The sequence below is a fragment of the Mesorhizobium sp. ESP-6-4 genome (assembly GCF_020164735.1).
In the GTDB taxonomy this organism is placed as follows: domain Bacteria; phylum Pseudomonadota; class Alphaproteobacteria; order Rhizobiales; family Rhizobiaceae; genus Mesorhizobium.
Window position 1 is genome coordinate 518207 of the sequence record NZ_JAIUGS010000002.1, and the last position, 23448, is coordinate 541654.

The window sequence follows — 23448 nt, forward strand, 5'->3', positions numbered from 1 at the left end:
TCACCATGCTGATGCGCAACCGGCCATGATCTCCTGGCCTTGGGATGGGCTTACCGGTACCGACCCCTGCACGTTCATCGATCGCTAACCGTAAGGGAGCTTGCCTTGCTGCAACGTCGATTTGCCGGCTTCTCGAACAACCCAGCCTCTTGAATAGTAAGCACGCTTATTATATATACCGCTCATGGTTTCCGACGGTATCGACAGATTGGGATTTTTGATCCACGACGTGCAGCGCTTGATGCGCAAGCGTTTCGAGGCGCGCGCCAGCGGGTTGGGTCTTTCCTCGGCGCAATGGCGGCTGCTCGTGCGCGTTGCCAAGGAGGCGGGCGTCGCGCAGGCGCGGCTTGCCGAGCTCCTCGAAATCGAGCCGATCAGCGTTTCTCGCCTGGTCGACCGCATGGAGGAGGGCGGCTGGATCGAGCGCCGCCAGGACGCGACCGACCGGCGCGTGCGCATGATCTTCCCGACCGAGAAGGCGAACGCGGCCTACGCCGACGTCAAGAGCCTTGCCGGCGAGGTCTATGAGGAATCGCTGACCGGCGTGTCGGCGGAAGAGCGCCGCGTCCTGATCCGAGTGCTGGACGCCATCGTGCAGAATTTGACGGACGCCGAGACGTCCCTGGAAAAGATGAAGAATACGGAAGGGGCAGCAGCATGAACGCGGCAGCCAAGATAGAAGACGACAACGTCACCAAGCTTGCGCCGGCCCAGCCGGTCGCGGAAGCGCCGGCGCAGCCGGCGGCCGCTCCGGTTGCGGCGGCTGCCGAGCCGCGGCTCGCTCCGGCGCCGAAGAAGAAGCGCCGCCCCGGGCGCTTCCTGTTGATGGTCGCCCTGCCGCTGGCCCTGCTTGCCGGCGGCGCGTATGTCTGGATCACGGGCGGCCGCTATCAGGAAACCGAGAACGCCAACCTGCAGCAGGCCAGGATTTCGGTCGCCTCCGACACGGCCGGCCGTATCGTCCAGGTCGGCATAGCCGACAACCAGCTGGTCAAGCAGGGCGACCTTCTCTTCGTCATCGACCCCGAGCCTTACAAGATTGCGCTCGCCCAGGCCGATGCGGCGGTCGCCGCCGCGCGCCTCAATGTCGAGCAGCTGCGCGCCGCTTACAGCCAGGCGATGGCGCAGGAAAAGTCCGCCTCCAGCGAGGTCGACTATGCGCAGTCGCAATATGGCCGCGCCGCCGATCTCGCGCAGAAAGGCATCAACGCCAAGTCGTCGCTCGACGAGGCCCGCAACGATCTCGACAAGGCCAAGCAGCAGCTCGCCGTCGCACAGCAGGGCATCGTCAGCGCCAAGGCAGCGCTCGGTGGCAATCCGGATATCGAGACCGACAAGCATCCGACCGTGATGGCGGCGCTCGCCGCGCGCGACAAGGCCGCCTACGATCTGGCGCAGACGACGGTCAAGGCGCCGGCCGACGGCATCGTCTACCAGGCCGCGTCGTTCAAGGTCGGCCAGTATGTCGGCGTCGGCACGCCGCTGTTCGCTCTGGTCGAGACGGGCGACACCTGGATCGATGCCAATTTCAAGGAGACCCAGCTCACCAACATGAAGCCGGGCCAGAAGGCCGAGATCGTCGTCGACACCTATCCGGGCCGCACCTTCGAGGCGACCGTGAAAGCCATCGGCGCCGGGACGGGCGCGGAGTTTTCGCTGCTGCCCGCGCAAAACGCCACCGGCAACTGGGTCAAGGTCACGCAGCGCATTCCCGTGCGCCTGGAATTGACCGACCCCGACGCCAAGATGGCGTTGCGCACCGGCATGAGCGCCACCGTCACCGTCGATACCGGCGTGGCGCGCGGCCTGCCGTCGATCTTCGGTCACGCCACGGCAGGGGAGCAGGCGCGGTAAGACAGCGAGCCCGTCGCGATCCGGCGGGCATTGAGGGGATTGGTCTGGTGGAGACGTGGCAAGGGATCAGCAAGGTAAGCCGCATGGCGGCTCGTTCGAAAGCTGAGGCCCGGCCACGGACCCGTTGGTCCTCAGGTTTCCGGGCGGCAGGCATCCGCTCCAACAGAGACTTTCAGTCGATGTAACCCCCACATCGATAGTCGCGTCCCACCGCGATGAAGGTCTCTCAACGAAGGCTTTGCCGCCCGGAAACCTAGAGCCGGATGATTTCGGGCCTGTTCGACCTGAAATCTGAACCCGCCTCTAAATCAAAGCGCATGATACTTTTCGGCATCATGCTAACGTACATGTTTTTGTTACCTGCTGGAAGTTCAGCATCATGAGCACGCCCGAACCTTTCAAGGAAGTGCCGCACCGCGGACTGATCACAGTCGCGCTGATGCTGGCGACGATCATGCAGGCGCTCGACACCACGATCGCAAACGTCGCGCTGCCGACCATGACCGGCGACCTCGGCGCCTCGCCCGACAACATCAACTGGGTGCTGACCTCCTATATCGTGGCGGCGGCGATCATGACGCCAGTTACCGGCTGGCTCGCCGACAGGCTCGGCCGCAAGGAGCTGTTCCTCACCGCCGTCGTCGGCTTCACCATCTTCTCCATGCTCTGCGGTCTTGCCTGGAGCCTCGAGACCATAGTGCTCTTCCGCCTGCTGCAGGGCGTGTTCGGCGCGGCCATCGTGCCGCTGTCGCAGACCTTCCTGCTCGACATCAACCCGAAGGAGCGCCATGGCCAGGCAATGGCGATCTGGGGCGCCGGCATCATGCTCGGGCCGATCCTGGGGCCGACGCTCGGCGGCTGGCTGACGGAAAACTTCAACTGGCGCTGGGTGTTCTTCATCAATCTGCCGGTCGGCATCCTCGCCTTCCTCGGCATGGCCGCCTACCTGCCGGTCATCGCCAAGCGCGTGCGCGGCTTCGACTTCTTCGGCTTCGCCATGCTGTCGCTCGGTGTCGGCGCGCTGCAGCTTCTGCTCGACCGCGGCGGCGAGGTCGACTGGTTCAACTCGGCCGAAATCTGGATCGAGCTCGCGCTGTCGCTCACCGGCTTCTGGGTGTTCATCATCCACACGGTGACGGCCGAGCATCCCTTCATCGATCCGAAGATATTCCTCGACCGCAATTTCGTGACCGGGCTGGGCTTCATCTTCGTCATGGGCGTACTGATACTGGCCTCGATGTCGCTGTTGCCGCCGATGCTGGCCAACATCTTCGGCTATCCGACCGTGACCATCGGCGTCGTGCTGGGTCCGCGCGGCATCGGCACGATGATTTCGATGCTGGTCGTCGGCCGCATCATGCACAGGATCGATGCCAGGATCCTTGTCGCCATCGGCTTCCTGCTCACCGCGCAGTCGCTCTATACGATGGCGAGCTTCACGCCGCAGATGGACAATTGGCTGATCATCTCCTCGGGCGTCATCCAGGGCCTCGGCATGGGCATGGTGTTCGTGCCGCTGTCGACGGTCGCCTTCGCCACGCTCGACGCGCGCTACCGCACCGACGCCACCTCGCTGTTCAGCCTGGTGCGCAATCTGGGCTCGTCCATCGGCGTATCGGTGGTCGCGGCGCTGATGGTGCGCAACACCCAGATCAACCACACCGAGCTGTCGGCCTTCATCAATCCGTACAACCCGAATCTGTGGGCCGCTTCTCCGGCGGCCGCCGCCGGCGATCCCGTAGCACTTTCGCAGGTCGACCGCGCGGTGAATGCCCAGGCGATGATGATTTCCTATATCAACGACTTCAAGATCCTGATGGTGATGACGCTGGCCGCCATTCCTTTCGTCATTCTGCTGCGCAAGCCAAAAGCGGCACCGGCGGGCGGGGCGCCGGCCGCGCATATGGATTGATAAAGTCGCTGCTCTCAGCCGGCCGCCTTTTCAGCGGCCCAGCACCAGCGCCCAATAGCGCAACGCCGGATCGCGGCCGTCCCGCACGTAAGCCAGCCCGAAGCGGCTGAAGTCCTGATCGAGCATGTTGCGGCGGTGGCCGGCCGAATGCATCCAGATGTCGAACAGCTTCTCAAGGTCGAAACGGCCCTCGGCGATGTTTTCGGCGGCGGCGCCCCGCACGCCATTGTCCTTCATGCGCGAGGCGAAATCCTTGCCCCAGCCGGTGGTGTGGCTCATGCGCTCGCGCGAGGCCATATAGCCGGCCTGCTGCAATGCGGCCTGTTCGAGCTGCGCGTCCGGCGTCAGCGTCGGCAGACCGGCGGAGCTGCGGATACTGGCCAACGTCGCTGTCGCGGACGAAGAGACGCCGGCGCCTTCGCCCGTCGGCACGGAGATGGTGCTGCAGGCGGCTATGCCGGCAAGCGCCACTAGGCCGGCGGCCGCGAGCAACGTGCGGCGGTTGAAATCGGGGGAGGTGGTGATCAAGGTGGTCATGCGGCCTCTGATACCGGCGATCGTGGCTTTTGCCGGGCAGGGCGATGAAAATCGCATGAAGCGCGACATTCCCCGGAAGATCGGTTATCATCCCGGCGTTCTTGAAAGTGGCAGCCACGGGCGGCCACCCAGGCGGTGACCGCCCCCGGTATAAAACGGAGGACGGTTATGGCTGGTTTTCATGTCATGGCGGACGCGCGCGGGATGCATGTGCAGCCCACGGTGCGCCACATCACCACGTCGGATCTCTGGGATGCGTTGAGGCTCGGCGCCGAGGATTTCTGGGCCAAGCCGTCGCATTATGTGTTCCTGTGCCTGATCTATCCGATCGTCGGCCTGATCCTGACCCGGTGGAGCTCCGGCTCCAACGCCATCCAGCTCGTCTACCCGCTGATGTCGGGCTTCGCGCTGATCGGGCCCTTCGCGGCCATTGGCCTGTATGAGATCAGCCGCCGGCGCGAGCTCGGCATGAGCAGCCGCTGGCACCATGCGCTCGACGTGCGCCATTCGCCGGCGCTGCCGTCGATCGCGGTAATCGGCGTCCTGCTTTTCGCGCTGTTCCTGTTGTGGCTGTTCGCCGCGCAGTCGCTCTACACCAGCCTGTTCGGCGCCGAGCCGCCCGCTTCGGTCGGCGCCTTTTTGCGCGATGTGCTGACGACCGGCAGGGGCTGGACGTTGATCCTCGTCGGCAACGCCGTCGGCTTCGTTTTCGCCGCCGTCGTTTTGGCCACCACCGTCATTGCCTTTCCGCTGCTGCTTGACCGCGACGTCGGCGCCGTCTCGGCAATTGAAACCTCGGCCCGCGCCGTCATGGCCAATCCGCTGACGATGGCGCTTTGGGGTTTGACGGTCGCCGTGTTGCTGGTGATCGGCTCGATCCCGCTATTTGCCGGGCTTGCCGTCGTCATGCCGATCCTCGGCCACGCGACCTGGCATCTCTACCGCAAGGTGGTCGAGCCGGAGCAGATCCGGCCTGTACGCCGGCCGATGTAGATCTGATGGCTCGCCCTTAGGGTGCGTTGAGATTCAGGTCAGGCGGACCCGAGAATGATGGCTGTCGAGAACCGGCCTACGCCGGCCGTAGCCTTCATAGAGCAAAGACACTTATGAGGGCTTCGGCCGGCGAAAGCCGGAGCGGAGCGTACTGCTGTACGTGAGCACCGGAAGCGCAGACAGCCGTCATTCGCAGGCCGGTCTCACCTGAATATCAATGTGCCCTAGCGCTGCGCCTCGGTCGCCATCTTCAAGGCCAGGGCGGTCAGCACCGTGCCCATCATCCAGCGCTGCACGACCAGCCAGAACGGCCGTCCGGCGAGGAAATTCGCGATCGAGCCGGCCGTCACCGCAATGATGGCGTTGACGGTGAGGCTGATCGAGATCTGCGTCACGCCGAGCACCAGAAGCTGCGACAGAACATGACCCTTGGCCGGATTGATGAACTGCGGCAGCAGCGACAGGTAGAGCACGGCCACTTTCGGATTGAGCAGGTTGGTCATCAGCCCCATGACGAAGAGCTTGCGCGGCCTGTCCCTCGGCAACTCGCGGACCTGGAAGGGCGAGCGCCCGCAGGGCTTCAGCGCCTGCCAGGCGAGCCACAACAGATAGAGCGCGCCGGCGAAGCGAAGCGCGTCGTAAGCGTATGGCACGGCGAAGATGAGCGCCGTGATGCCGAACGCTGCCGAGACCACATAAAACAGGAAGCCCAGCGCCACGCCGCCGAGTGAGATCAGCCCGGCTTTCGGCCCTTGCGACAGCGAGCGCGAGATCAGGTAGATCATGTTTGGCCCAGGCGTGAGCACCATGCCGAGGCAGATCAGCGCGAAAGTGAGATGATTGGCGGCGTCGGGCATCGGAGTCTCCGGTGGCGGCGTAACAATCATCACGCGCCTCGCCGTTAGCAAGAGCATGATTGCGGGAGCTTTTGCGCCAGCGCGGACAATTGGCGAAATCGGCGAAGCTGCCAATCTCCCCCCTTGCGGGGGAGATGCCTGACAAGGCAGAGGGGGGTGCTGTCCCGCCGGCGTCAACAATTTCATATCGTCTAAGCAGTGGCCGATTTGACAAGGGATGGCGTTCCTTCACACCCCCCTCTGGCCTGCCGGCCATCTCCCCCGCAAAGGGGGAGATTGGCAGCTCAGCGCCGCCCCCCTTACCCAACCACGCGCAAATTGGACAGCTCGTTGGCAATCTCCTTGAAGTTGTCGGAGAGCGTTGCGCCGGTGGCGTTCCAGAACAGCTTGGCCGGTTTGCTGGGATCGGTCGGATCCTTGCGGAAGCGGGAATCGGAAGAGCAGGCCTTCAGCGCGGCCATCGCCTTCTGGTCGCTTGAACTGATAGACGACATGTCGAGCGCCACCGTCATCACCATGATGTTGGCCGCCTTGGCATTGTCGCACAGCTTCGCCATCTGCTCGTTCATCGCCGCGGTGTAGTTGCTCGACGAATAGTTGAACTGGCCGATGGCGCTCGACGTGCCGCCGAACAGGCGGGTGACCGATGTGCCGTTATAGCCGACGCCGGTGTAGCCGTAGGCGGCATAGGTCGACTTGTTGCCGGCCGGATCGGAACTGACCGTCGAATAGGTGTTCTCGCCGTCGGTGAGCACGATGACGACCTTGTCGTTGCCGCGCTCGGATTCCGGACGGCCTTCGGTGAAGGGTTCGGCGCTCGAAACCGTGCGCCAGCCCCAGGCCATGCCTTCGGGCACATTGGTGTTGCCGTTGGGCTGCATCAGGTCGATCGCCGCCTTGATGGCGGCAAGCCCATCTGTTTGGGTGACATCGGTGAGCGGCGTGATCGGTGTGGTGGTGCAGCTGTAATTCGGCCCGGCGCCCGAGCTCAATACCGGAGCATTGATCGGCCGTGGCATGAAGTATTTGGCCATATTGGACTGCCTGGTCTTGCCGGTGGTGCTCGACGGATCGTCGTTCCACCAGCTGTTGGCGGCGCCATAGGTCACCGGCCTCGGTTCGTCAGGATCCTGTGTGACATACCAATGGTTGCCGGGCTCGTCGGGCGCGAACATCGGCACGAACATGGTCGCCGGATCGCCGACGCCGATGCCCGTGTTGTTGGGCCCGCCGGAGGCCGGCGTGTCGTTGACATTGTAGGGATAGGGCCGCACTTCCACGCAACCCTGCCAACTGGCGAACGGGCCATAGGTGTCGTTGTAATCATATTCGTTGTGGCTGCGCTCGCAGGTATGGTTGTCGCGATATTCGTCGCAGACGACGCGCTTGCTGCCGGCGATGCGTTCGTGGCTGGTGACGACCTTCATATCCCGATAGAGCTCGAAACGGGTCAGTATCTGCCCTTCCTCCGAGCCCCAACCGGTACCTTTTTTATACCAAATGCCGTTGATTTTCTGAGCGTATTTGGCGGGAGCGTTCAGCGTCGACCAATCGAAATTCTCGTTGGCGATTGGCGACAGCCCGTAGGTGTCCATCCAGGAGGCGTTGTCGTTGTTCGGCCCGACATTGACCGACGCCGCGAACGGCACGAGGCTGAACTGGACCGGCTTGTCGATCTGCTTGATCTGCGCCGCCTGCTGCCCCAGCGTGTCGACGAGCTGCTTGGCCGCCTGCTTGAGCAGGTCGATGCGCTTCTGTCCCGTGCCTGTGCCGGGCGTTGTCATGGAGCCTGAATTGTCGAGCACCATCGCCACTTCCAGCGTGTTCTTCAGCCGCACCTGGGAGTCCATGGCAAGGTTGATCGACTTGTTCGCATCGACCGTGGATGCGCCGACGAGCAGCGAGGAGGACGGGTAGAAGTAAGGGTGATAGTTCAGCGTCGCGCTCATTGTGAGCAGACCGCCGCCGGCCTGGCTGGTGGGCAGCGTGATTTTGAGCGAGATGTCGGCGGGGTCGATGTTGTTCAAATTGGCGTTGAAGAAGTCGACCGCATAGGCTCTGATCTGGTCATCCGTGGCGCCTTCGGCAAGCCGCCGCGCCGCGGCGAAATTGGCGGCGTCGAGCGCGTTGAGCACCATCTGCTTCTGGCGGTTGAGCTCGCTGAAATCGACGGCCATCGCCACTGCTCCCATCAGCGGCACCATGGCGATTGCGGTCATGAGCGCATAGTTGCCGCGGCGGTCACGGCAGAATTGATGCCAGAATTTGCGCATTTTTCTCGAGCGGCCCCCCGCCGGCGGATTCTCTGTCGGGCGACATTTCCACAAAACGCTGAAGGACCGGTTTGGCAAACCGCTCGATTGCTTAACGGCGGCTTCACCAACCGCTAACCAAATCATTTCTGGTGGTGCGCTGCACGATGGAAGCGCCCGCTTTACGAGGGGCGTCGTCGATCGCTTGTCCGAGCAGATCAGCTGACGATGCGCAGGTTCGACAATTCGTTGCCGATCGCCTTGAAGTCGTCCGACAGCGTGGCGCCGGTCGAGTTCCAGAACAGTTTCTTCGGCGTCTTGCCGGTCGGGTCCGCTGGATCCTTAGCGTAGCGCGAATCCGACGAGCAGGTCTTCAGCGCTGCCATCTGCGCCGCTTCGGCCGTGTTGGTGGAGTCGAGATCGAGCGCGATGGTCATAACGATGATGTTGGCCGCCTTGGCGTTGTCGCACAGCGTTGCCAGATGCTCGCTCATGGCCTTGGTGTAGTTGGCGTTCGAATAATCGCTTTTGCTGACATTGATGCTGGTGCCGAGGAATGGCCGGCCATAGGTGTAGGTGCTTCCGAACGGCTTGGTCTGGCTGCCATAGGCAAGATATCCAAGCGCGGAATAGATGGCCTTGTTGCCGGAAAGATCGTTGCCGCCGCTCCTGTAGTAGGTGCCGGAGTACGACTGGGCACTCACCGAATCCGGCGTGTAATAGGTATTGGCCCCGTCGGTCAGCACAATCAGAACCTTGTCGTTGCCTTTTTGTGTTTCCGGGCGTCCCTCGGTGAAGGGCGCGGTGCTGGAAAGCGTCCGCCAGCCCCAGGCCATGCCTTCCGGCACGTTGGTGGCGCCGACATCGACCATGGCGTCGATCGCGTTCTTGACCGTGGTGGCGCCGGCAGAGGTGGAGACATCGGTCAGCGGCGTGATCGCGGTCGTGCTGCAACTGGTGTTCGGGCCGGCATTGTTGCCGTAGGCGGGGGTGACCTTGTTGCCGTAGTTGAAATATTTCGGCATGTATTTCTGGCGCGTCGGTGTCGGGCTGTCGCTACTGGACGTCACGTCGAGATGCCAATTGTTGTTTGCGGGCCGGGAGTAGCCGTCGGTATAGTCGGTCTCGTCAGGCGCGAACATCGGCACGAACAACGTCGCCGGTGTGGAGGTCGAGGCGGCCGTATCCTGGATATTGTACGGATAGGGGCGCGACTCGACGCAGCCGCTCCAGCTCGCGATCGGCGCGTAGGTTATATTGGACGTGCAAACATTGTTCGAATCTTTGGTGCAAGCCGAAATTCGCTGCATCCATTTGTAGAGCGAGAAGCGCGTCAGCGGCTTGTCTTTTTGGGTGGGATCCCAATCGGTGCCGCGCGCATACCAGATGCTGCCGACCTTCTCGACATATCTCTGGGGCCAGGGCGAATTCCCCTGGGTCATCGTCGTCCAGTCGAAATTCTCGTGCTGGATGGGCGAGATGCCATCCTGATCCATCCACGCCGCCGTCGAGTTGGCCGGGCCTATATTCACCGAGGCGGCGAACGGAACCAGGCTGAACTGAACCGGCTTGGAAATCTGCTTCATCAGCTGCGCTTGCCCCGACAACTGGTCGACAAGCTGCTTGGCGGCACTCTTCAGAAGGTCGAAACGTACTTGATTCGAGCCGTGGCCGAGTTCGGCCATCGAGCCAGAATTGTCGAGCACCAGCGACACTTCCAGCGTGTTCTTAAGGCGGATTTCAGATCTGGCCGAGAAGTTGACGTTCGTCTGGCCCGGCGTTCCGCCAAGCAATGCGACCGCGGCCGGCAGGAAGTAAGGTTGGTACTTCAGGGCGGCTTCGAGCACCAGCGTGCCGCCGCCCGCATTGTTGTTGGGCAAGGTGACCGTCAGCGTGGTGTTCGCCGGAAGGACGTGCCTCAGATTGGCCTCGAAAAATGTCTTGGCATAGGCCTTGGCTTCGGCGTCGGTGGCGCCGGCGACGATATGCTGTGCCGTCGCGATGCCGGCGGCGTCTAGCGCGTTCAGCGTCTCCTGCCGCTCCCTTATGAGCTCGGTATAGTCGACCGCAAGCGCCACCCCGCCCATCAGCGGTATCATGGTGACGGCCGTCATCAAGGCATAGTTGCCTCGTCTGTCGCGTAGGAATTTGCGGATCAATGCCCTTAGCCCCCGCCAGGATCCTATAGTTTCTCGTTTAGCATGATCCATGAATCGTTAAATTTTAGCTCCCTCGAAGCGTCAAGATCGTACGGTCGTTTGACCGGGCATTAACCCTGTGCACCGACGCGCCGTCGAAGGCCGATGCCGGAAAGCTGGTGACAGGATGAAGCGCTTCGGTTATGCGGGACCGGCCGTGGCGTCCTCTGAACTGAAGAATGGCTGTCGCGGTCTTGTCAGGATCGAAATCAGGGACACGGCATGGCGGATTCGCCTGACATCATCGCTTCGCTCGACGATCTTGCCGGGCGCTACGCCGCCATACTGTGCGACGTATGGGGCGTCGTGCACAATGGCGAATGGCACTTTCCGGCCGCTGCCGCGGCGCTTGCAAGGGCGCGCGCGGCCAATGTGCCTGTCGTGCTCATAACCAATTCGCCGCGCCGCAGCGCCGACGTCGTCGCCCAGATGAAGGTCATCGGGGTACCCGCCGACGCCTTTGACCACGTCGTCACATCAGGCGATGTGACCCGCGACCTGATCGCGGAAGGACCGAGGAAGATCTTTCACATCGGTCCCGAGCGCGACTTCAGCCTTTACGATGGGCTCGACGTCGATCTGGTCGAGGAATTCGAGGCCTCGGGCATCGTCTGCACGGGCCTCTATGACGACGAGGTCGAGAAGCCCGCCGACTATGCGGAGCTGCTGCGGCGGCTGCGTGCCCGCAATCTGCCGTTCATTTGCGCCAATCCGGATATCTTGGTGGAGCGCGGCGAGCGCACCATCTGGTGCGCCGGCGCGCTCGCGCGAGATTACGCGCAGCTGGGTGGCCGTACGTTGATTGCCGGCAAGCCCTTCGCGCCGATCTATGATGTCGCCATGAAGGAGGTCGCCGGCCTTCTTGGCCGCGCCGTCGAGCGAAGCGAGGTCCTCGCCATCGGCGACGGCATGATGACCGACGTCAAGGGCGCGGCCGACAACGGCTTTGACGTGCTCTATGTCTCGGGCGGTATTCACGCTCGCGATTATGGCGATCCGCTCCGCCCCGATCCTGAAAGGCTGGCCGGCTTCCTTGAAAAGCACGGCTACCGGCCGGTCGCCGTCATTGCGCGTCTGCAATAGGTTGGAGGTCTGGCCATGACGGGCGCCTCGACATGAACCAAGCCTTCCAACGTCTTTCGGCTGTCGCGCCGCTGCCCGCGCATCTGCGCGGCGGCGTCGTGGCGATCGGTAATTTCGACGGTGTCCATCGCGGCCATCAGTCCGTCCTGGAGCGCGCGCTGAGCGAAGCAACCCGCAATGGCGTGCCCGCTTTGGTGCTCACCTTCGAGCCGCATCCGCGCAAGGTGTTCCGGCCACAGGTGCCACTCTTCGTGCTGACGCCGCCGCCGATGAAGGCGCGGCTGCTCGCCGGACTTGGCTTTGCCGCTTTGGTCGAGCAGCCGTTCACGCGCGATTTTGCCTCGCTCTCGCCCGAGGCTTTCGTGACCGATGTGCTGGAGAAGAACCTCGGCATCCGCCACGCCGTCACCGGTTTCGACTTTCATTTCGGCAAGGACCGCCAGGGCGGGCCGGCCTTTCTGATGGCGGCCGGCGAACGGCACGGCTTCGGCGTGACGCTGGTCGACGCCTTCCGCGATGAAGGCGCGGAGGTGGTTTCATCGAGCCGCATCCGGGACCTGCTCGCCGAAGGCAAGGTGGAGGAGGCCGCCGGCCTGCTCGGCTACCGTTTCACCGTCGAGACTGAGGTGATTGGCGGTCAGCGGCTTGGTCGCACTCTCGGCTTCCCGACCGCCAATATGCGGCTTTCGCCGGAAGCGGCCTTGAAGGAAGGGATTTATGCCGTCCGCTTCCGTCGCGCCGACGGCGCGCTTCATGACGGAGTTGCCAGCTTCGGCCGGCGTCCCACCGTGGACGACAATGGCGCGCCGCTGCTCGAAACCTACGTCTTCGATTTTTCCGGCGATCTCTATGGCGAGACCTGCCAGGTGTCGTTCTTCGGCTTCCTGCGCCCGGAGCTCAAATTCGATGGTCTCGACGCGCTGGTGGCGCAGATGAAACAAGACAAGGCCGAGGCGAGAGCGCTGCTCAAGGGCGTGCGCCCGCTTTCGCAACTGGACGCCGAAATCGCGTTCTAGGCTGCGTTGATATTCAGGTGATGCCGGCCTGCGAACGACGGTTTCCTGCGCTTCCGGTGCTCACGTACGAGAAGTACGCTCCGCTCCGGTTCTCGGAAACCGCCGTTCTCGGCTCGGCCTGACCTGAATCTCAACACACCCTGGATCGCCGCTTGCGGCCTACCGCTTCAGCGCCAGCCCGATGGCGATGAAGCTCCATCCCTGGAACACCAGGTCGATCGCCAGGAAGATGCCAAGCACCCAAAGACTGTTCACCGGCCAACCCATGGCGATCATCAGGCCGAGCAGAATGGTGATGATGCCGGCCGCCAGCAGCCATCCCCAGCCTTGCTGCGGCCGATGATGGAAGGCCACCCAGGACCGCAAAAGCCCCGAAGCGACGAGCGCGATGGCCAATAGCAGCGTCAGCACCGCCGAGGCGAGCAACGGGTTGTCGAAGGCGAAGAAGCCGGCGACGGCGTAGAGCAGGCCGCTCAGCAGCCAGTAGAAGAAACGTCCCCAGGTCTTGACCCCGAAGGCGTGGATGATCTCGATGATACCCGCCATCAGCATCAGCCAGCCGACGACATAGACGGAAGCGACGGTGGCGATGAACAGATTGCCGAAAGCGATGCCGCCGAAGATCAGCAGCAACACGCCGAGCGCCACAAACCATCCCCATTTGTCCCGCGTCTGGCCGATCGCGTCTTTCAGAGCATCGCCTTGCAAGGTCATGATCTTTCCCTCCGATGTCGCCGCGCCGCTTGCGGGTGAAAGGAAGGTAGTCCCGATGAACTTGAGCGTCCAGCGAGCAGCGCGGCGCGTGCGAAGCGCCGCCTTCGTCAGGCCGCCATTTGCCGACGAACCGACTTGGCCGGCGTCGGCCGGATGACCGCGATCGGCGGGCGTGCAGAGATCGTCAATCTGGCGGCGGCTGGACTTCGTCCGGGAAGGGCGCCAGCGTCGCCTCCAGCGTCTCCCGGCCGGCCTGCTCCCAGCTTCGCGCCACGAAATCTGTGGCCTTCGCTTCGTACGGAGCACGGGCCGCGGGCGAAGTGATCCACTGCCGCATCGCGTTTTCCCATCCTTCGACGTCGAGCGGATCAAGGCAGAGTCCCGACGAACCGACCACTTCGGCGATGGCTCCGCCCGTCGAGGCGATCAGCGCCTTGCCGTAGGCCAGCGCCTCGACAGGCGGCAGCCCATATCCCTCATAGAGCGACGGGTACACGCAGAACGCGCTGTTGCGGTAAAGAAGGGACAGCGTATCGTCATCGACGTTGTCGAGATGAACGAGGCTCTTGCCGTAGGCAGGATGGCCGTGAAGCTTGGCCAGGATGCCGTCGACCATCCAGCCGCTGCGGCCGACGAAAACCAGCTTCATGCCGCTATGCGCGACCGTTCCGTCAAGGACAAGGCGCGTCCAGACATCCATCAGCAGCGAATGGTTCTTGCGCGGTTCGATGGTGGAAACGAAGAGGACGTAGCGATCCGTCTCGAGCCCATCCGGCAGGCGGCCGTCCGCCTTCGATTTGCGGGCACTGTCGCAGCCGAGAGGGACATGCTCCAGCTGCGGCAGGTGGATGCCGCGCTTGGCGGCATATTCCACGACATCGGTGGTGACGCGCCTCGAAGTCAGGATGAAACGGTCTGCCAGCCTCATCGCCAGATCCACATAATCCGTGAATCTCTTGACGTCGTGCGGCTTGTACCATTCGGGAAACTGGATCGGAATGATGTCGTTCAACAGCACGATCAGCTTTGCGCCGGCCAAGCGCGCCTCACGCGAAATGACCTCGATATCGGTGTGCGCCCAGTCGTTGTTCATCAAGAGCAGATGGTCGCCGGGCGAAAGGTCGTATTTGTTGCCGGCCACGGTCCTGAGCGGGACGATCCGGGCGCGTGAACCGCCCACGCCAGCGACTTGCCGCCGCTCGGTTTCCTTCATCAGCCGGTTTTCGATCCGCTCGAGGAAACGAAGCAAAGGGCTGCCGGGATTGCGTCGGCCGAACGCGCCGATTTCCATTATCAGGATCCGGCGCGGTCTGATGATCGCCATCAGCGACCGCCGGGCCCAGTTCGGCCAGCGATCGTAAAACCGCGTCTTGAAGCGGGCAGGGTCCGGGTAAAAGCTCATGTCGCACGAAATGTCGCCGGCGATGATCTCCGCCGCCATGGTCGGCGAAACCTGTCTAAGCACCCGCTCGATCGGGTCGAACACCGTGAATGCCACCTCGGAGGCCTTGAATGCGGCCGCCGCGGCTGCGTAGTGGCGTTGCACGCGGACCAGGCCGACCGGGGGGCCGAGCCAGCGCACCATGCTCGAGAGATCGACGACAAGCCGCATCAGCTGGGCCGAATTCTTGCAGGGCGCGCGATCATCCTGCGCCAGGCCAGTCGAGGTCCCAGCGCAAGCGTCCTGAAGGAAGGGGCGCCGACAGCCGCCAGGAACAGCAGCTTGCAAGTGACGGCCATGGGTATGCCCGCGGTTCGTAACAGCAACTCGATGTCGCGTCTTTCCAGGCTGGAGATGCCGACCCCGGTGGCGGCGCGCGATACCAGAAAGCTCGCGATGGCCTCGGCGGGTTGGCCGTTGGTGTCGAACGGCTCGGCGCGATTGCGACGCAGCAGCGCCGACTGCCTGGCCAAGGCCGCTGCCGCCTTCTGCTGATCCTGCTTCATGCGCGATACCTGTCCCGGATGCGATCTCAGCTTCACGAGCCGCGCATCCATGTTGGCCAGTTTTCCGGTCTCGGAAAGCCGCAGCCAAAGATCGTAGTCCTCGGCATAGGTGAACGCCCGACGGTAACCTCCCGCGCGCCGGACGGTCTCGGTCCGGAACATCACCGTCGGATGAAGCATCGGATTGTACCTGGCAAGCGCGTCCCGCAACTGGTCGTTGCCGGCCGGAACGTCTATCGGCCCCAACGGGTTTCCGTCCCGGTCGATCTGCAATCCCGCCGTGCCGAGCAACTGCAAATCGGCGTCGGCCTGGAAACACGCCACCTGCAGGCGCAACCTGTCGGATAGCGAGATATCGTCGCAATCCATGCGCGCGGCAAGAGGGGCCCGCGCGAGCGAAATCCCCATGTTCAGCGCATCGACGATCCCCTTGCCGTGGTTGGCGACAACTTTGACGCGGCCATCACGGTTGCCGATCGATGCCGCGATCGCGGCGCTGTCGTCGCAAGATCCGTCGTCTACAACGATGATTTCGATATCCGCCAGATCCTGGTCCAGGATGCTTTGCAGGGCCTCGCCGACATATTGCGCGCCGTCTCGCACCGGAATGATGACGCTTACTGTCGGCAATGGAACTTTCCTTGCGATGATCGGCCGCGACCGAATGGCCGTTGAATTCTCGGATGTCGGCAGCCTAGCTTCAAAATTCCAATTCCAAAGTTTCCTCGGTCTGTCGACCGTCAATTTCCTTGTCGCGCCGATCCGAGCGGGACCTCAAATGCGGGCGCGAGCAGCCGCAGCACCGCCTCACGCTTTTTCGCCTTCAACGAGAGGTCGCCATCGAGGCCGACTTCATGAAGCCAGCTTCCCCGCCATTCGCAATAGGCCCGTCTGAGCTCAACCCCAGGCAAGGCCGCGAATGCGGTTATCGGCCGTTGCGGAACTGTGCTCGGATCCACATACCGATAGAGCGCCTCCCAGTTGGCTCCGCCGGTGTCGAGGCCGGCGAACCAGTCGAGCCCAAAATCGAGAGGCTTGCGGCCGACGGCGTCGAATCGGAAGAAGCAATAGCCAGCCCACAAATACCATCGCGAGCCTGCCCTGCGGAGGTCGCCGTGAAACGGCGCAACTTCAAGAGGCTCGAAAGGGTCGCATGGCTGCGTCGGGAAAAGATCCTGGTCCAGGAATCCGAACGCGGTCGGCGCGGCAGGCTTCAGAATATTGTGCCACATCCAGTTGAGCGCCGCGCCATGGGACCGGCTCGGGCTTCTTGCGGTCCACGGATTGGTCGGCAGCCTGACATGCGCGGCGCCATGGGTTGCGCATACCTGCCTGTTGTCGCGTGCGGAAGCTTCGCTGATGCTGTTGTCGGCAACGATGTGGAGATCATGGCGAACGAATCGTCTCGTCAGCCGCAACTGCAATTCCAGGCACTGAGCATCGCCGAAAGCGACGGTAATCAGGACACACCGATCGCGGGCGGCGGCACGGATCCCTTGGATGTCGCCATTCTTGAGCGGCTGACGCAGAAACCTCCGGTCGATTTTCCGGTAACGGGCACTCTTGACGGCATGCAGCAGCGGCTGCAGCCTCAGCCATTGCCGCAAGTCATATTCGCGCAGGGCCTTTGGCACGGCCGCCGCGGCTTTCAGTCGGACCCGGCTTGGCAGCCACGATCGCCCCGTGGAATTTTCATGCGCGCTCCAATTGAGTTTTTTGAAAAAGCTCGAATGCAACAGCATCCAGGTCTCTTGATAACGGGCTATATACAGCATATGCGTCTTTTCAACACGACCAACATTTGAGCGCCCGGCGTGTTTGTTTGAATGGGGAAGTCTGGGGCGCACCCGGGGTCTCTCTCCGATCTGACCTGGGGGTGGGGTGGCGCTCCGGAAAACGCGATGAGAATCTGCTGCGCAATCTCTACCCTCTTCATGAATGGGGGTCTGCAGAGGGATTGTCTCAATATCAGCGACCGATTGGTCGGGCGCGGCCACAGCGTGACGATCCTGACGACGCGCCAGGTCGGTCATGTCGAGAGTTCGGCTACGATAAAAATCCAGCCGGCAAGGGTTCTCTCCAATCCGGGCACCGAATATGCGCTGGGAAGGTCGGTGCTGACGGCCAGGCGCGACTTCGACTGCGTGGTCGGTTTCAACAAGATGGCGGGTCTGGACATCTACTATGCCGGCGATCCGCCCTATTTTGTGTCGAAGCTCGGATGGTGGCGGCCGTTTTCGCCCCGCTTCATGCGCCAGCAGAATCTCGAATCGATGATCTTTGCCCCTGGCAACACCGTGCAGATCATTGCGCTCAGCGAAAACCAGGCAGCGCTTTACCGAGACTTCTGGCGAACCGAGGAATCGCGCATTCACGTCGTCGGCCCGACGCTCGATCCGAAACGCCGCAGACCGGAACTGCTCACTGTCGACCGCAATGAGATCCGCGATCGTTTTGGGCTTCCCCGCAAATCCGTCATTGCCTTGACCATCGCCAACAGATTGAAGGTGAAGGGTCTCGATCGGGCGGTAAAGGGCCTGCAGCCGTTCCCGGATATCCATTGGCTGATCGCCGGTCTTCGAAAAGGAAGCGAGGAGGAAACGCGACTTCGCGCCCTGATTGCCAAATCCGGCATGTCGGAACGGGTTACCCTGCTGGGCATCCAGGAAGACATTCCGGCGATTGTGGTTGCAAGCGATTTCATGCTGCATCCGGCTCGTCTTGAAAATACAGGCACGGTGATCCTCGAAGCACTCGCAAACGGCTTGCCCGTCATCGCATCGGACGCCTGCGGATATGCAAAATATGTCGAAGCCAGCGGAGCGGGGCTGGTTGTGGCCAACCGCGACGATCCTGAAATCTGGCGGCAGGCAATCCTGAAGGCCGGCAACCCGGCGGTCCCCGCGCAATGGCACAAGGCGGCTCTTGCCTACGGGGCATCGAACCCGCTTACCGGCGGACTGGAAGCGGCCTGCGATCTGATAGAGACGTCTCGCCGCACCCGGCGTGTCGCCTAATTCGTCCGTCGATTCCGCTGGTTCCGACGTCATGACTTTAAGTCAAATTTTACCGAACGCACGGCATGGCTTGAGCGCTGGCAGGTGGTGCTGCCGGCGCGTTTCGCGTAAGGGGTGACGATGCGTATTCTCGGGACGATTCCGCTGGCCGTCGCCATGGGCCTGTCCACCGCGCCGTCCGCCCAGGCTGGCGAGGGCAGCTGGATATCCGGCGACTGGTATCTGACACTCGGCGCCACAGCGCTGGTCGCGCCGAATTTCGAGGGCGGCAAGAAATACATGCTCAGCGCCCAGCCGATCATTTCGCTCGGCAAGGTCGGTCCGGAGGCGCGTTTCACCTCGCGCAACGACAACATCTCGCTGGCGCTGATCGATGACGGTTCCGTTCGCGCCGGCTTGACCGGCAAATTCATATTCTCGCGCGAGAGCAAGGATGAGCTCAAGGGGCTCGATCCGGTGCGCTTCGGCGGCGAGGTGGGCGGCTTCTTCGAATTTTATCCGCTGGACTGGCTGCGCGCGCGGGCCGAGTTGCGGCATGGCATCCGCTCCCACAACGGCTTCGTCGCCGATATCGCGGCCGACGCCTTCTACGACATCACGCCGACCGTTCGCATTTCCGGCGGTCCGCGCGTTTCCTTCGCCTCGTCGGACTATTTCGACGCCTATTACGGCGTCAATGCCAAGGAAGCGGCGGCTTCGGGCTTGAGCGAGTACCATCCGGGCGGCGGTGTGAAGTCGACAGGCCTCGGCGGCGCGATCACCTGGAAGGTGACCGAGCCGATGACGGCGAGCGTCTTCACCGAATATTCGCGCCTGATGGGGCCGGCTGCCGATTCCAGCCTGGTCAAGGAACGGGGCGACCGCAACCAGTGGACCTTCGGTGTCTCGACCACTTACCGCTTCAATTTCACGATGTAGGTCACGAAAGCGGCCTCATGCCTTGAAATCCGCGCTTTATTCCTGCCGCGCCATCCGCTAAAAGCCACGCCATGACGAGCTTTTCGCGCCTTTTCGCGATCGCGATACGAATTACGGGCCCGGTGTTCCGGGCGGCCTGAGCGCCGCTGGAGCCGCCGGGAGTTTTCGCGCGCGCCCCTCGCGTTTTTTTCATGAACACCAATGCATATCGCCCGAAGTGGGCTTCGTTTTTGGGAAAACGATATGCGTCAAGGCAAGACCTGAACGCCCGGCTTTTGTCGTCGGGTACCCCTGAGATGGCAGATCAATGACCGACACTGTTGAGACGATCGACTATTCCAAAACGCTTTATTTGCCGCAGACGGATTTCCCCATGCGCGCCGGCCTGCCTGAGAAGGAGCCTGGCCTGGTCAAGCGCTGGCAGGATATGGACCTTTACAGAAAGCTGCGCGAGGAGGCCGCCGGCCGCGAGAAATTCGTGCTGCATGACGGCCCGCCCTACGCCAACGGCAACATCCATATCGGCCATGCGCTGAACAAGATCCTCAAGGACGTCATCAACCGCTCCTTCCAGATGCGCGGCTATGACGCCAACTACGTGCCGGGTTGGGACTGCCACGGTCTGCCGATCGAATGGAAGATCGAGGAGCAGTATCGCGCCAAGGGCAAGAACAAGGACGAGGTGCCGGTCAACGAGTTCCGCAAGGAATGCCGCGACTTCGCGGCTCATTGGATCAAGGTGCAGGGCGACGAGTTCCAGCGCCTCGGCGTCATCGGCGATTTCGACAATCCCTATACGACCATGGCTTACCATGCCGAGTCGCGCATCGCCGGGGAATTGTTGAAATTCGCCATGTCCGGTCAGCTCTACCGCGGCTCGAAGCCGGTGATGTGGAGTGTGGTCGAGCGTACCGCGCTCGCCGAGGCCGAGGTCGAGTATCAGGACTATGAGAGCGACACGATCTGGGTGAAGTTTCCGGTCGCGAGTCTTGCCCAGCCGGTCGCGGGCGCCGCGCCGGCGCTGGACGAGGCCGCGCTCGATCTGGTCGAGGCGCATGTCGTCATCTGGACGACCACGCCCTGGACCATCCCCGGCAACCGCGCCGTGAGCTATTCGCCGCGCATCGCCTATGGCCTCTATGAGGTGACGGCGGCCGAAAACGCCTTCGGTCCGCAGCCCGGCGAGAAGCTGATCTTTGCCGACGCGCTGGCCGAGGACTGTGCGGCCAAGGCCAAGGTCACGTTCAACAGGCTTCATAGCGTCTCGGCCGAACAGCTTGGGAAGCTTACGCTTTCGCATCCTTTCAAAGGGCTCGGCGGCGGCTATGAATTCCCGGTGCCGATGGTTGCCGGCGAGCATGTCACCGACGATGCTGGCACCGGCTTCGTGCACACCGCGCCCGGCCATGGCCGCGAGGATTTCGACGCCTGGATGGAAGCCGCGAGCGAGCTGAGGGCGCGCGGCGTCGATACCGCGATCCCCTTCACGGTCGACGATGCCGGCTTCTTCACCAAGGACGCGCCGGGCTTCGGCCCCGGGCGCGAGGGCGGTGCGGCGCGCGTCATTGATGACAACGGCAAGAAGGGCAACGCCAATCAGGCGGTCATCGACGAGCTGATCAAGCGCAACGCGCTCTTCGCGCGCGGCCGGCTGAAGCACAGCTATCCGCACTCCTGGCGCTCCAAGAAGCCGGTCATCTTCCGCAACACGCCGCAATGGTTCGTCTATATGGACAAGGACCTTGGCGACGGCACGACGCTGCGCGGTCGCGCGCTGAAGGCGATCGACGGCACCCGCTTCGTGCCGGCGGCGGGCCAGAACCGCATCCGCGCCATGATCGAGGAGCGCCCGGATTGGGTGCTGTCGCGCCAGCGCGCCTGGGGCGTGCCGATTGCCGTCTTCGCCGACGAGGACGGCAATGTGCTGAAGGACGAGGCCGTCAACCGGCGCATCATGGACGCTTTCGAGAAGGAAGGCGCCGACGCCTGGTTCGCTGAGGGCGCCAAGGCGCGCTTCCTCGGCAATCACGATGCCTCGAAATGGCACCAGGTGATGGACATCCTCGACGTCTGGTTCGATTCCGGCTCGACGCATGTCTTCACGCTGGAAGACCGCCCGGATCTCAAATGGCCGGCCGACGTCTATCTCGAGGGCTCGGATCAGCATCGCGGCTGGTTCCATTCCTCGCTGCTCGAAAGCTGCGGCACCAGGGGCAGGGCGCCTTACGACACGGTCATCACCCATGGCTTCACCATGGACGAGGAAGGCCGCAAGATGTCGAAGTCGCTCGGCAACACTGTCGTGCCGCAGGACGTCATCAAACAGTCCGGCGCCGATATCCTGAGGCTTTGGGTGGTGACGACCGATTATTGGGAAGACCAGCGCCTCGGCAAGAACGTGCTGCAGACCAATATCGACGCCTACCGCAAGCTCAGGAACACCATCCGCTGGATGCTGGGCACGCTCGCTCATGACGACGGCCAGGATGTGCCGGTCGAGGCGATGCCGGAACTGGAACGGCTGATGCTGCATCGGCTGTCCGAGCTGGACGAGGTGGTGCGCCAGGGCTACGACGCGTTCGAGTTCAAGCGCATCACCCGCACGCTGCTGGACTTCATGGTGGTGGAGCTTTCGGCCTTCTATTTCGACATCCGCAAGGACACGCTCTACTGCGACGCGCCGTCGAGCCTGCGCCGCAGGGCGGCCGTGCAGGTGGTGCGCCACCTCTTCGAATGCCTCGTGAAGTGGCTGGCGCCGATGCTGCCCTTCACCACCGAGGAAGCCTGGCTCGACCGCCATCCGCAAGCCGTATCGGTGCATCTCGATCAGTTCCCGTCGATCCCGCAGAACTGGCGCAACGAGGCGCTGGCCGAGAAATGGCGCAAGGTAAGGCAAGTGCGCCGTGTCGTCACCGGCGCGCTTGAGATCGCGCGCGCCGAGAAGCTGATCGGTTCGTCGCTCGAAGCGGTGCCGGTGGTGACGCTCGACGACGCGGTGCTGGAAGCAGCGATCGCCGATGTCGACATGGCCGAGATGGCGATCACCAGCGACCTCGTCGTCAAGCATGGCAAAGCCCCGGAAGGCGCCTTCACGCTCGACGACGTCAAGGGCGTGGCGGTGGTGGTGGAGAAAGCCGAGGATCGCGGTCTGATCAAATGCGCGCGCTCCTGGCGCTACACCGCCGATGTCGGCCAGGACCCGGAATTCCCGGACGTTTCGGCCCGCGATGCGGCCGTGCTGCACGAGCTGAAGGCGCTTGGCCGTCTATAAGCCGGTGCAAAAGCAGCGCGCCGGGTGGCCGGAAACCCGCCCGTGCGTTGCCCTTGACGAGCGGTTGAGGTAAACACGCGACACTCCGGCAGACAAATTGTCGCCGGATTTCCATCGCAAATGCGGGGAAGCAGGGGACCGTGCCCTTGGCCGGTGGCGACCGAAAGGCTGTTAGAGTGGGACTTTTTGGCATGACCGACAGAACGTTTGCGCGCGCCGCGCTGATGGCGCCGCTTGTGGTATCGGCCATCGCAATGTCCGGCTGCGTGAGCTCGCCCACCTACGGGACCGGCAAGACCGCTGCCGCGCAGCTCTTCGATGATGTTTCCGGCGCTGCCGCGATCACGCCGAAGCGTCGCGATCCGATCGACTACAAGCCGCGTCCTGAACTGGTGAAGCCAGCTCCTGGGCAGAAGGAAAGCTTGCCCGCGCCGCAGCAGAGCATCCAGACGGCGAGCGCCGACTGGCCCGAATCGCCGGAGGCGCGCCGCGCCCGCATCCGCGCCGACGCCACCGCGCACCAGAACGATCCGAACTACCAGCCTGAAGCGGCCGAGGATGTCCAGACCGATCCCGAAGCGGTGAAGAAGGCGATGGCGGATTCGGGTTCCAGCCACCCGCCGCGCTGGTCGCCGGATGATTCCAGCGCCACGCGCCGCGCCGAGGTTCAGCGCCGGCTGGCCGAACAGAAGCAGGGCGATCCGACCACTCGCAAATATCTGAGCGAGCCGCCGCTTGCCTATCGCCAGGCGGCCGCCACCGCGCCGCAGAACGAGCTCGGCGAGGACGAATACAAGAAGGAGCGCCGTCTCAAGGCGCAGGCCGAAGGCAAGAAGGGCGGCTGGTTCGACTGGCTGGGGCTGTGAACAGTCAGTAGTC

General features: G+C 63.0%; 18 protein-coding genes. 10 read left to right on the top strand and 8 right to left on the bottom strand.

The features are described 5' to 3' along the window. Window positions 1-184 precede the first annotated feature (184 nt). The 3 genes from LB523_RS06345 to LB523_RS06355 all read left to right on the top strand — a co-directional run bounded on the left by LB523_RS06345 (window position 185) and on the right by LB523_RS06355 (window position 3766). Window positions 185-661 carry a MarR family winged helix-turn-helix transcriptional regulator gene (locus LB523_RS06345; protein ID WP_095767923.1) on the top strand — a complete coding sequence of 159 codons (477 nt, stop codon included), beginning with the start codon at window positions 185-187 and terminating at the stop codon, window positions 659-661. After that, complete coding sequence (locus tag LB523_RS06350) at window positions 658-1854, top strand: HlyD family secretion protein (RefSeq protein WP_095767876.1); 1197 nt, start codon at window positions 658-660, stop codon at window positions 1852-1854. Before LB523_RS06345 ends, LB523_RS06350 begins: the two co-directional genes overlap by 4 nt. Before the next feature lie 379 nt (window positions 1855-2233). Next, window positions 2234-3766: a DHA2 family efflux MFS transporter permease subunit gene (locus LB523_RS06355; protein ID WP_224601556.1), complete on the top strand. Its 1533-nt coding sequence runs from the start codon at window positions 2234-2236 to the stop codon at window positions 3764-3766. A gap of 30 nt (window positions 3767-3796) precedes the next feature. Here LB523_RS06355 and LB523_RS06360 read toward each other — a convergent pair whose 3' ends face one another. Then, window positions 3797-4303, bottom strand: coding sequence for a CAP domain-containing protein (locus LB523_RS06360; protein ID WP_224601558.1), 507 nt, complete (start codon window positions 4301-4303; stop codon window positions 3797-3799). A 168-nt stretch (window positions 4304-4471) separates the two neighbouring features. Between LB523_RS06360 and LB523_RS06365 the strand changes: the two genes are divergently transcribed. Beyond that, on the top strand, window positions 4472-5296 hold the full coding sequence (locus LB523_RS06365; protein ID WP_224529322.1) for a DUF2189 domain-containing protein: 825 nt from the start codon (window positions 4472-4474) through the stop codon (window positions 5294-5296). A 224-nt stretch (window positions 5297-5520) separates the two neighbouring features. Here LB523_RS06365 and LB523_RS06370 read toward each other — a convergent pair whose 3' ends face one another. The 3 genes from LB523_RS06370 to LB523_RS06380 form a co-directional block, all read right to left on the bottom strand. Continuing rightward, window positions 5521-6153: a LysE family translocator gene (locus LB523_RS06370; RefSeq protein WP_224601560.1), complete on the bottom strand. Its 633-nt coding sequence runs from the start codon at window positions 6151-6153 to the stop codon at window positions 5521-5523. 299 nt (window positions 6154-6452) lie between these two features. Continuing rightward, window positions 6453-8426 carry a TadE/TadG family type IV pilus assembly protein gene (locus LB523_RS06375; protein ID WP_224601561.1) on the bottom strand — a complete coding sequence of 658 codons (1974 nt, stop codon included), beginning with the start codon at window positions 8424-8426 and terminating at the stop codon, window positions 6453-6455. 197 nt (window positions 8427-8623) lie between these two features. Next, a complete protein-coding gene (locus LB523_RS06380; protein WP_411966437.1) occupies window positions 8624-10519 on the bottom strand; it encodes a pilus assembly protein TadG-related protein in 1896 nt (631 codons plus the stop codon). Between the two features lie 306 nt (window positions 10520-10825). Here LB523_RS06380 and LB523_RS06385 point away from each other — a divergent pair, with 306 nt between their 5' ends. Next, window positions 10826-11686 (top strand): TIGR01459 family HAD-type hydrolase, encoded by an 861-nt coding sequence (locus LB523_RS06385; RefSeq protein WP_224601565.1) that lies wholly within the window; start codon window positions 10826-10828, stop codon window positions 11684-11686. Between the two features lie 32 nt (window positions 11687-11718). Beyond that, window positions 11719-12702, top strand: a complete 984-nt coding sequence (locus LB523_RS06390; protein WP_224601567.1) for a bifunctional riboflavin kinase/FAD synthetase — start codon at window positions 11719-11721, stop codon at window positions 12700-12702. A 159-nt stretch (window positions 12703-12861) separates the two neighbouring features. Here LB523_RS06390 and LB523_RS06395 read toward each other — a convergent pair whose 3' ends face one another. From LB523_RS06395 to LB523_RS06410, 4 genes are all read right to left on the bottom strand, one after another. Continuing rightward, window positions 12862-13416, bottom strand: coding sequence for an HdeD family acid-resistance protein (locus LB523_RS06395; protein ID WP_224601569.1), 555 nt, complete (start codon window positions 13414-13416; stop codon window positions 12862-12864). A 184-nt stretch (window positions 13417-13600) separates the two neighbouring features. Further along, window positions 13601-15028, bottom strand: coding sequence for a glycosyltransferase family 4 protein (locus LB523_RS06400; protein WP_224601571.1), 1428 nt, complete (start codon window positions 15026-15028; stop codon window positions 13601-13603). After that, window positions 15028-15993, bottom strand: coding sequence for a glycosyltransferase (locus tag LB523_RS06405; protein WP_224601573.1), 966 nt, complete (start codon window positions 15991-15993; stop codon window positions 15028-15030). The genes LB523_RS06400 and LB523_RS06405 overlap by 1 nt, the downstream gene beginning before the upstream one ends. 110 nt (window positions 15994-16103) lie before the next feature. Further along, entirely contained in the window at window positions 16104-17105 is a 1002-nt protein-coding gene (locus LB523_RS06410; RefSeq protein WP_224601575.1) for a hypothetical protein, read from the bottom strand. 192 nt (window positions 17106-17297) lie between these two features. Between LB523_RS06410 and LB523_RS06415 the strand changes: the two genes are divergently transcribed. The 4 genes from LB523_RS06415 to LB523_RS06430 all read left to right on the top strand — a co-directional run bounded on the left by LB523_RS06415 (window position 17298) and on the right by LB523_RS06430 (window position 23435). Next, complete coding sequence (locus LB523_RS06415) at window positions 17298-18380, top strand: glycosyltransferase family 4 protein (protein ID WP_411909048.1); 1083 nt, start codon at window positions 17298-17300, stop codon at window positions 18378-18380. 120 nt (window positions 18381-18500) lie between these two features. After that, window positions 18501-19298, top strand: a complete 798-nt coding sequence (locus tag LB523_RS06420; RefSeq protein ID WP_224601577.1) for a MipA/OmpV family protein — start codon at window positions 18501-18503, stop codon at window positions 19296-19298. A 307-nt stretch (window positions 19299-19605) separates the two neighbouring features. Further along, window positions 19606-22569 carry an isoleucine--tRNA ligase gene (gene ileS / locus LB523_RS06425; RefSeq protein ID WP_224601579.1) on the top strand — a complete coding sequence of 988 codons (2964 nt, stop codon included), beginning with the start codon at window positions 19606-19608 and terminating at the stop codon, window positions 22567-22569. A 224-nt stretch (window positions 22570-22793) separates the two neighbouring features. Next, a complete protein-coding gene (locus LB523_RS06430; RefSeq protein ID WP_411909049.1) occupies window positions 22794-23435 on the top strand; it encodes a hypothetical protein in 642 nt (213 codons plus the stop codon). The last annotated feature ends 13 nt before the right edge of the window (window positions 23436-23448 follow it).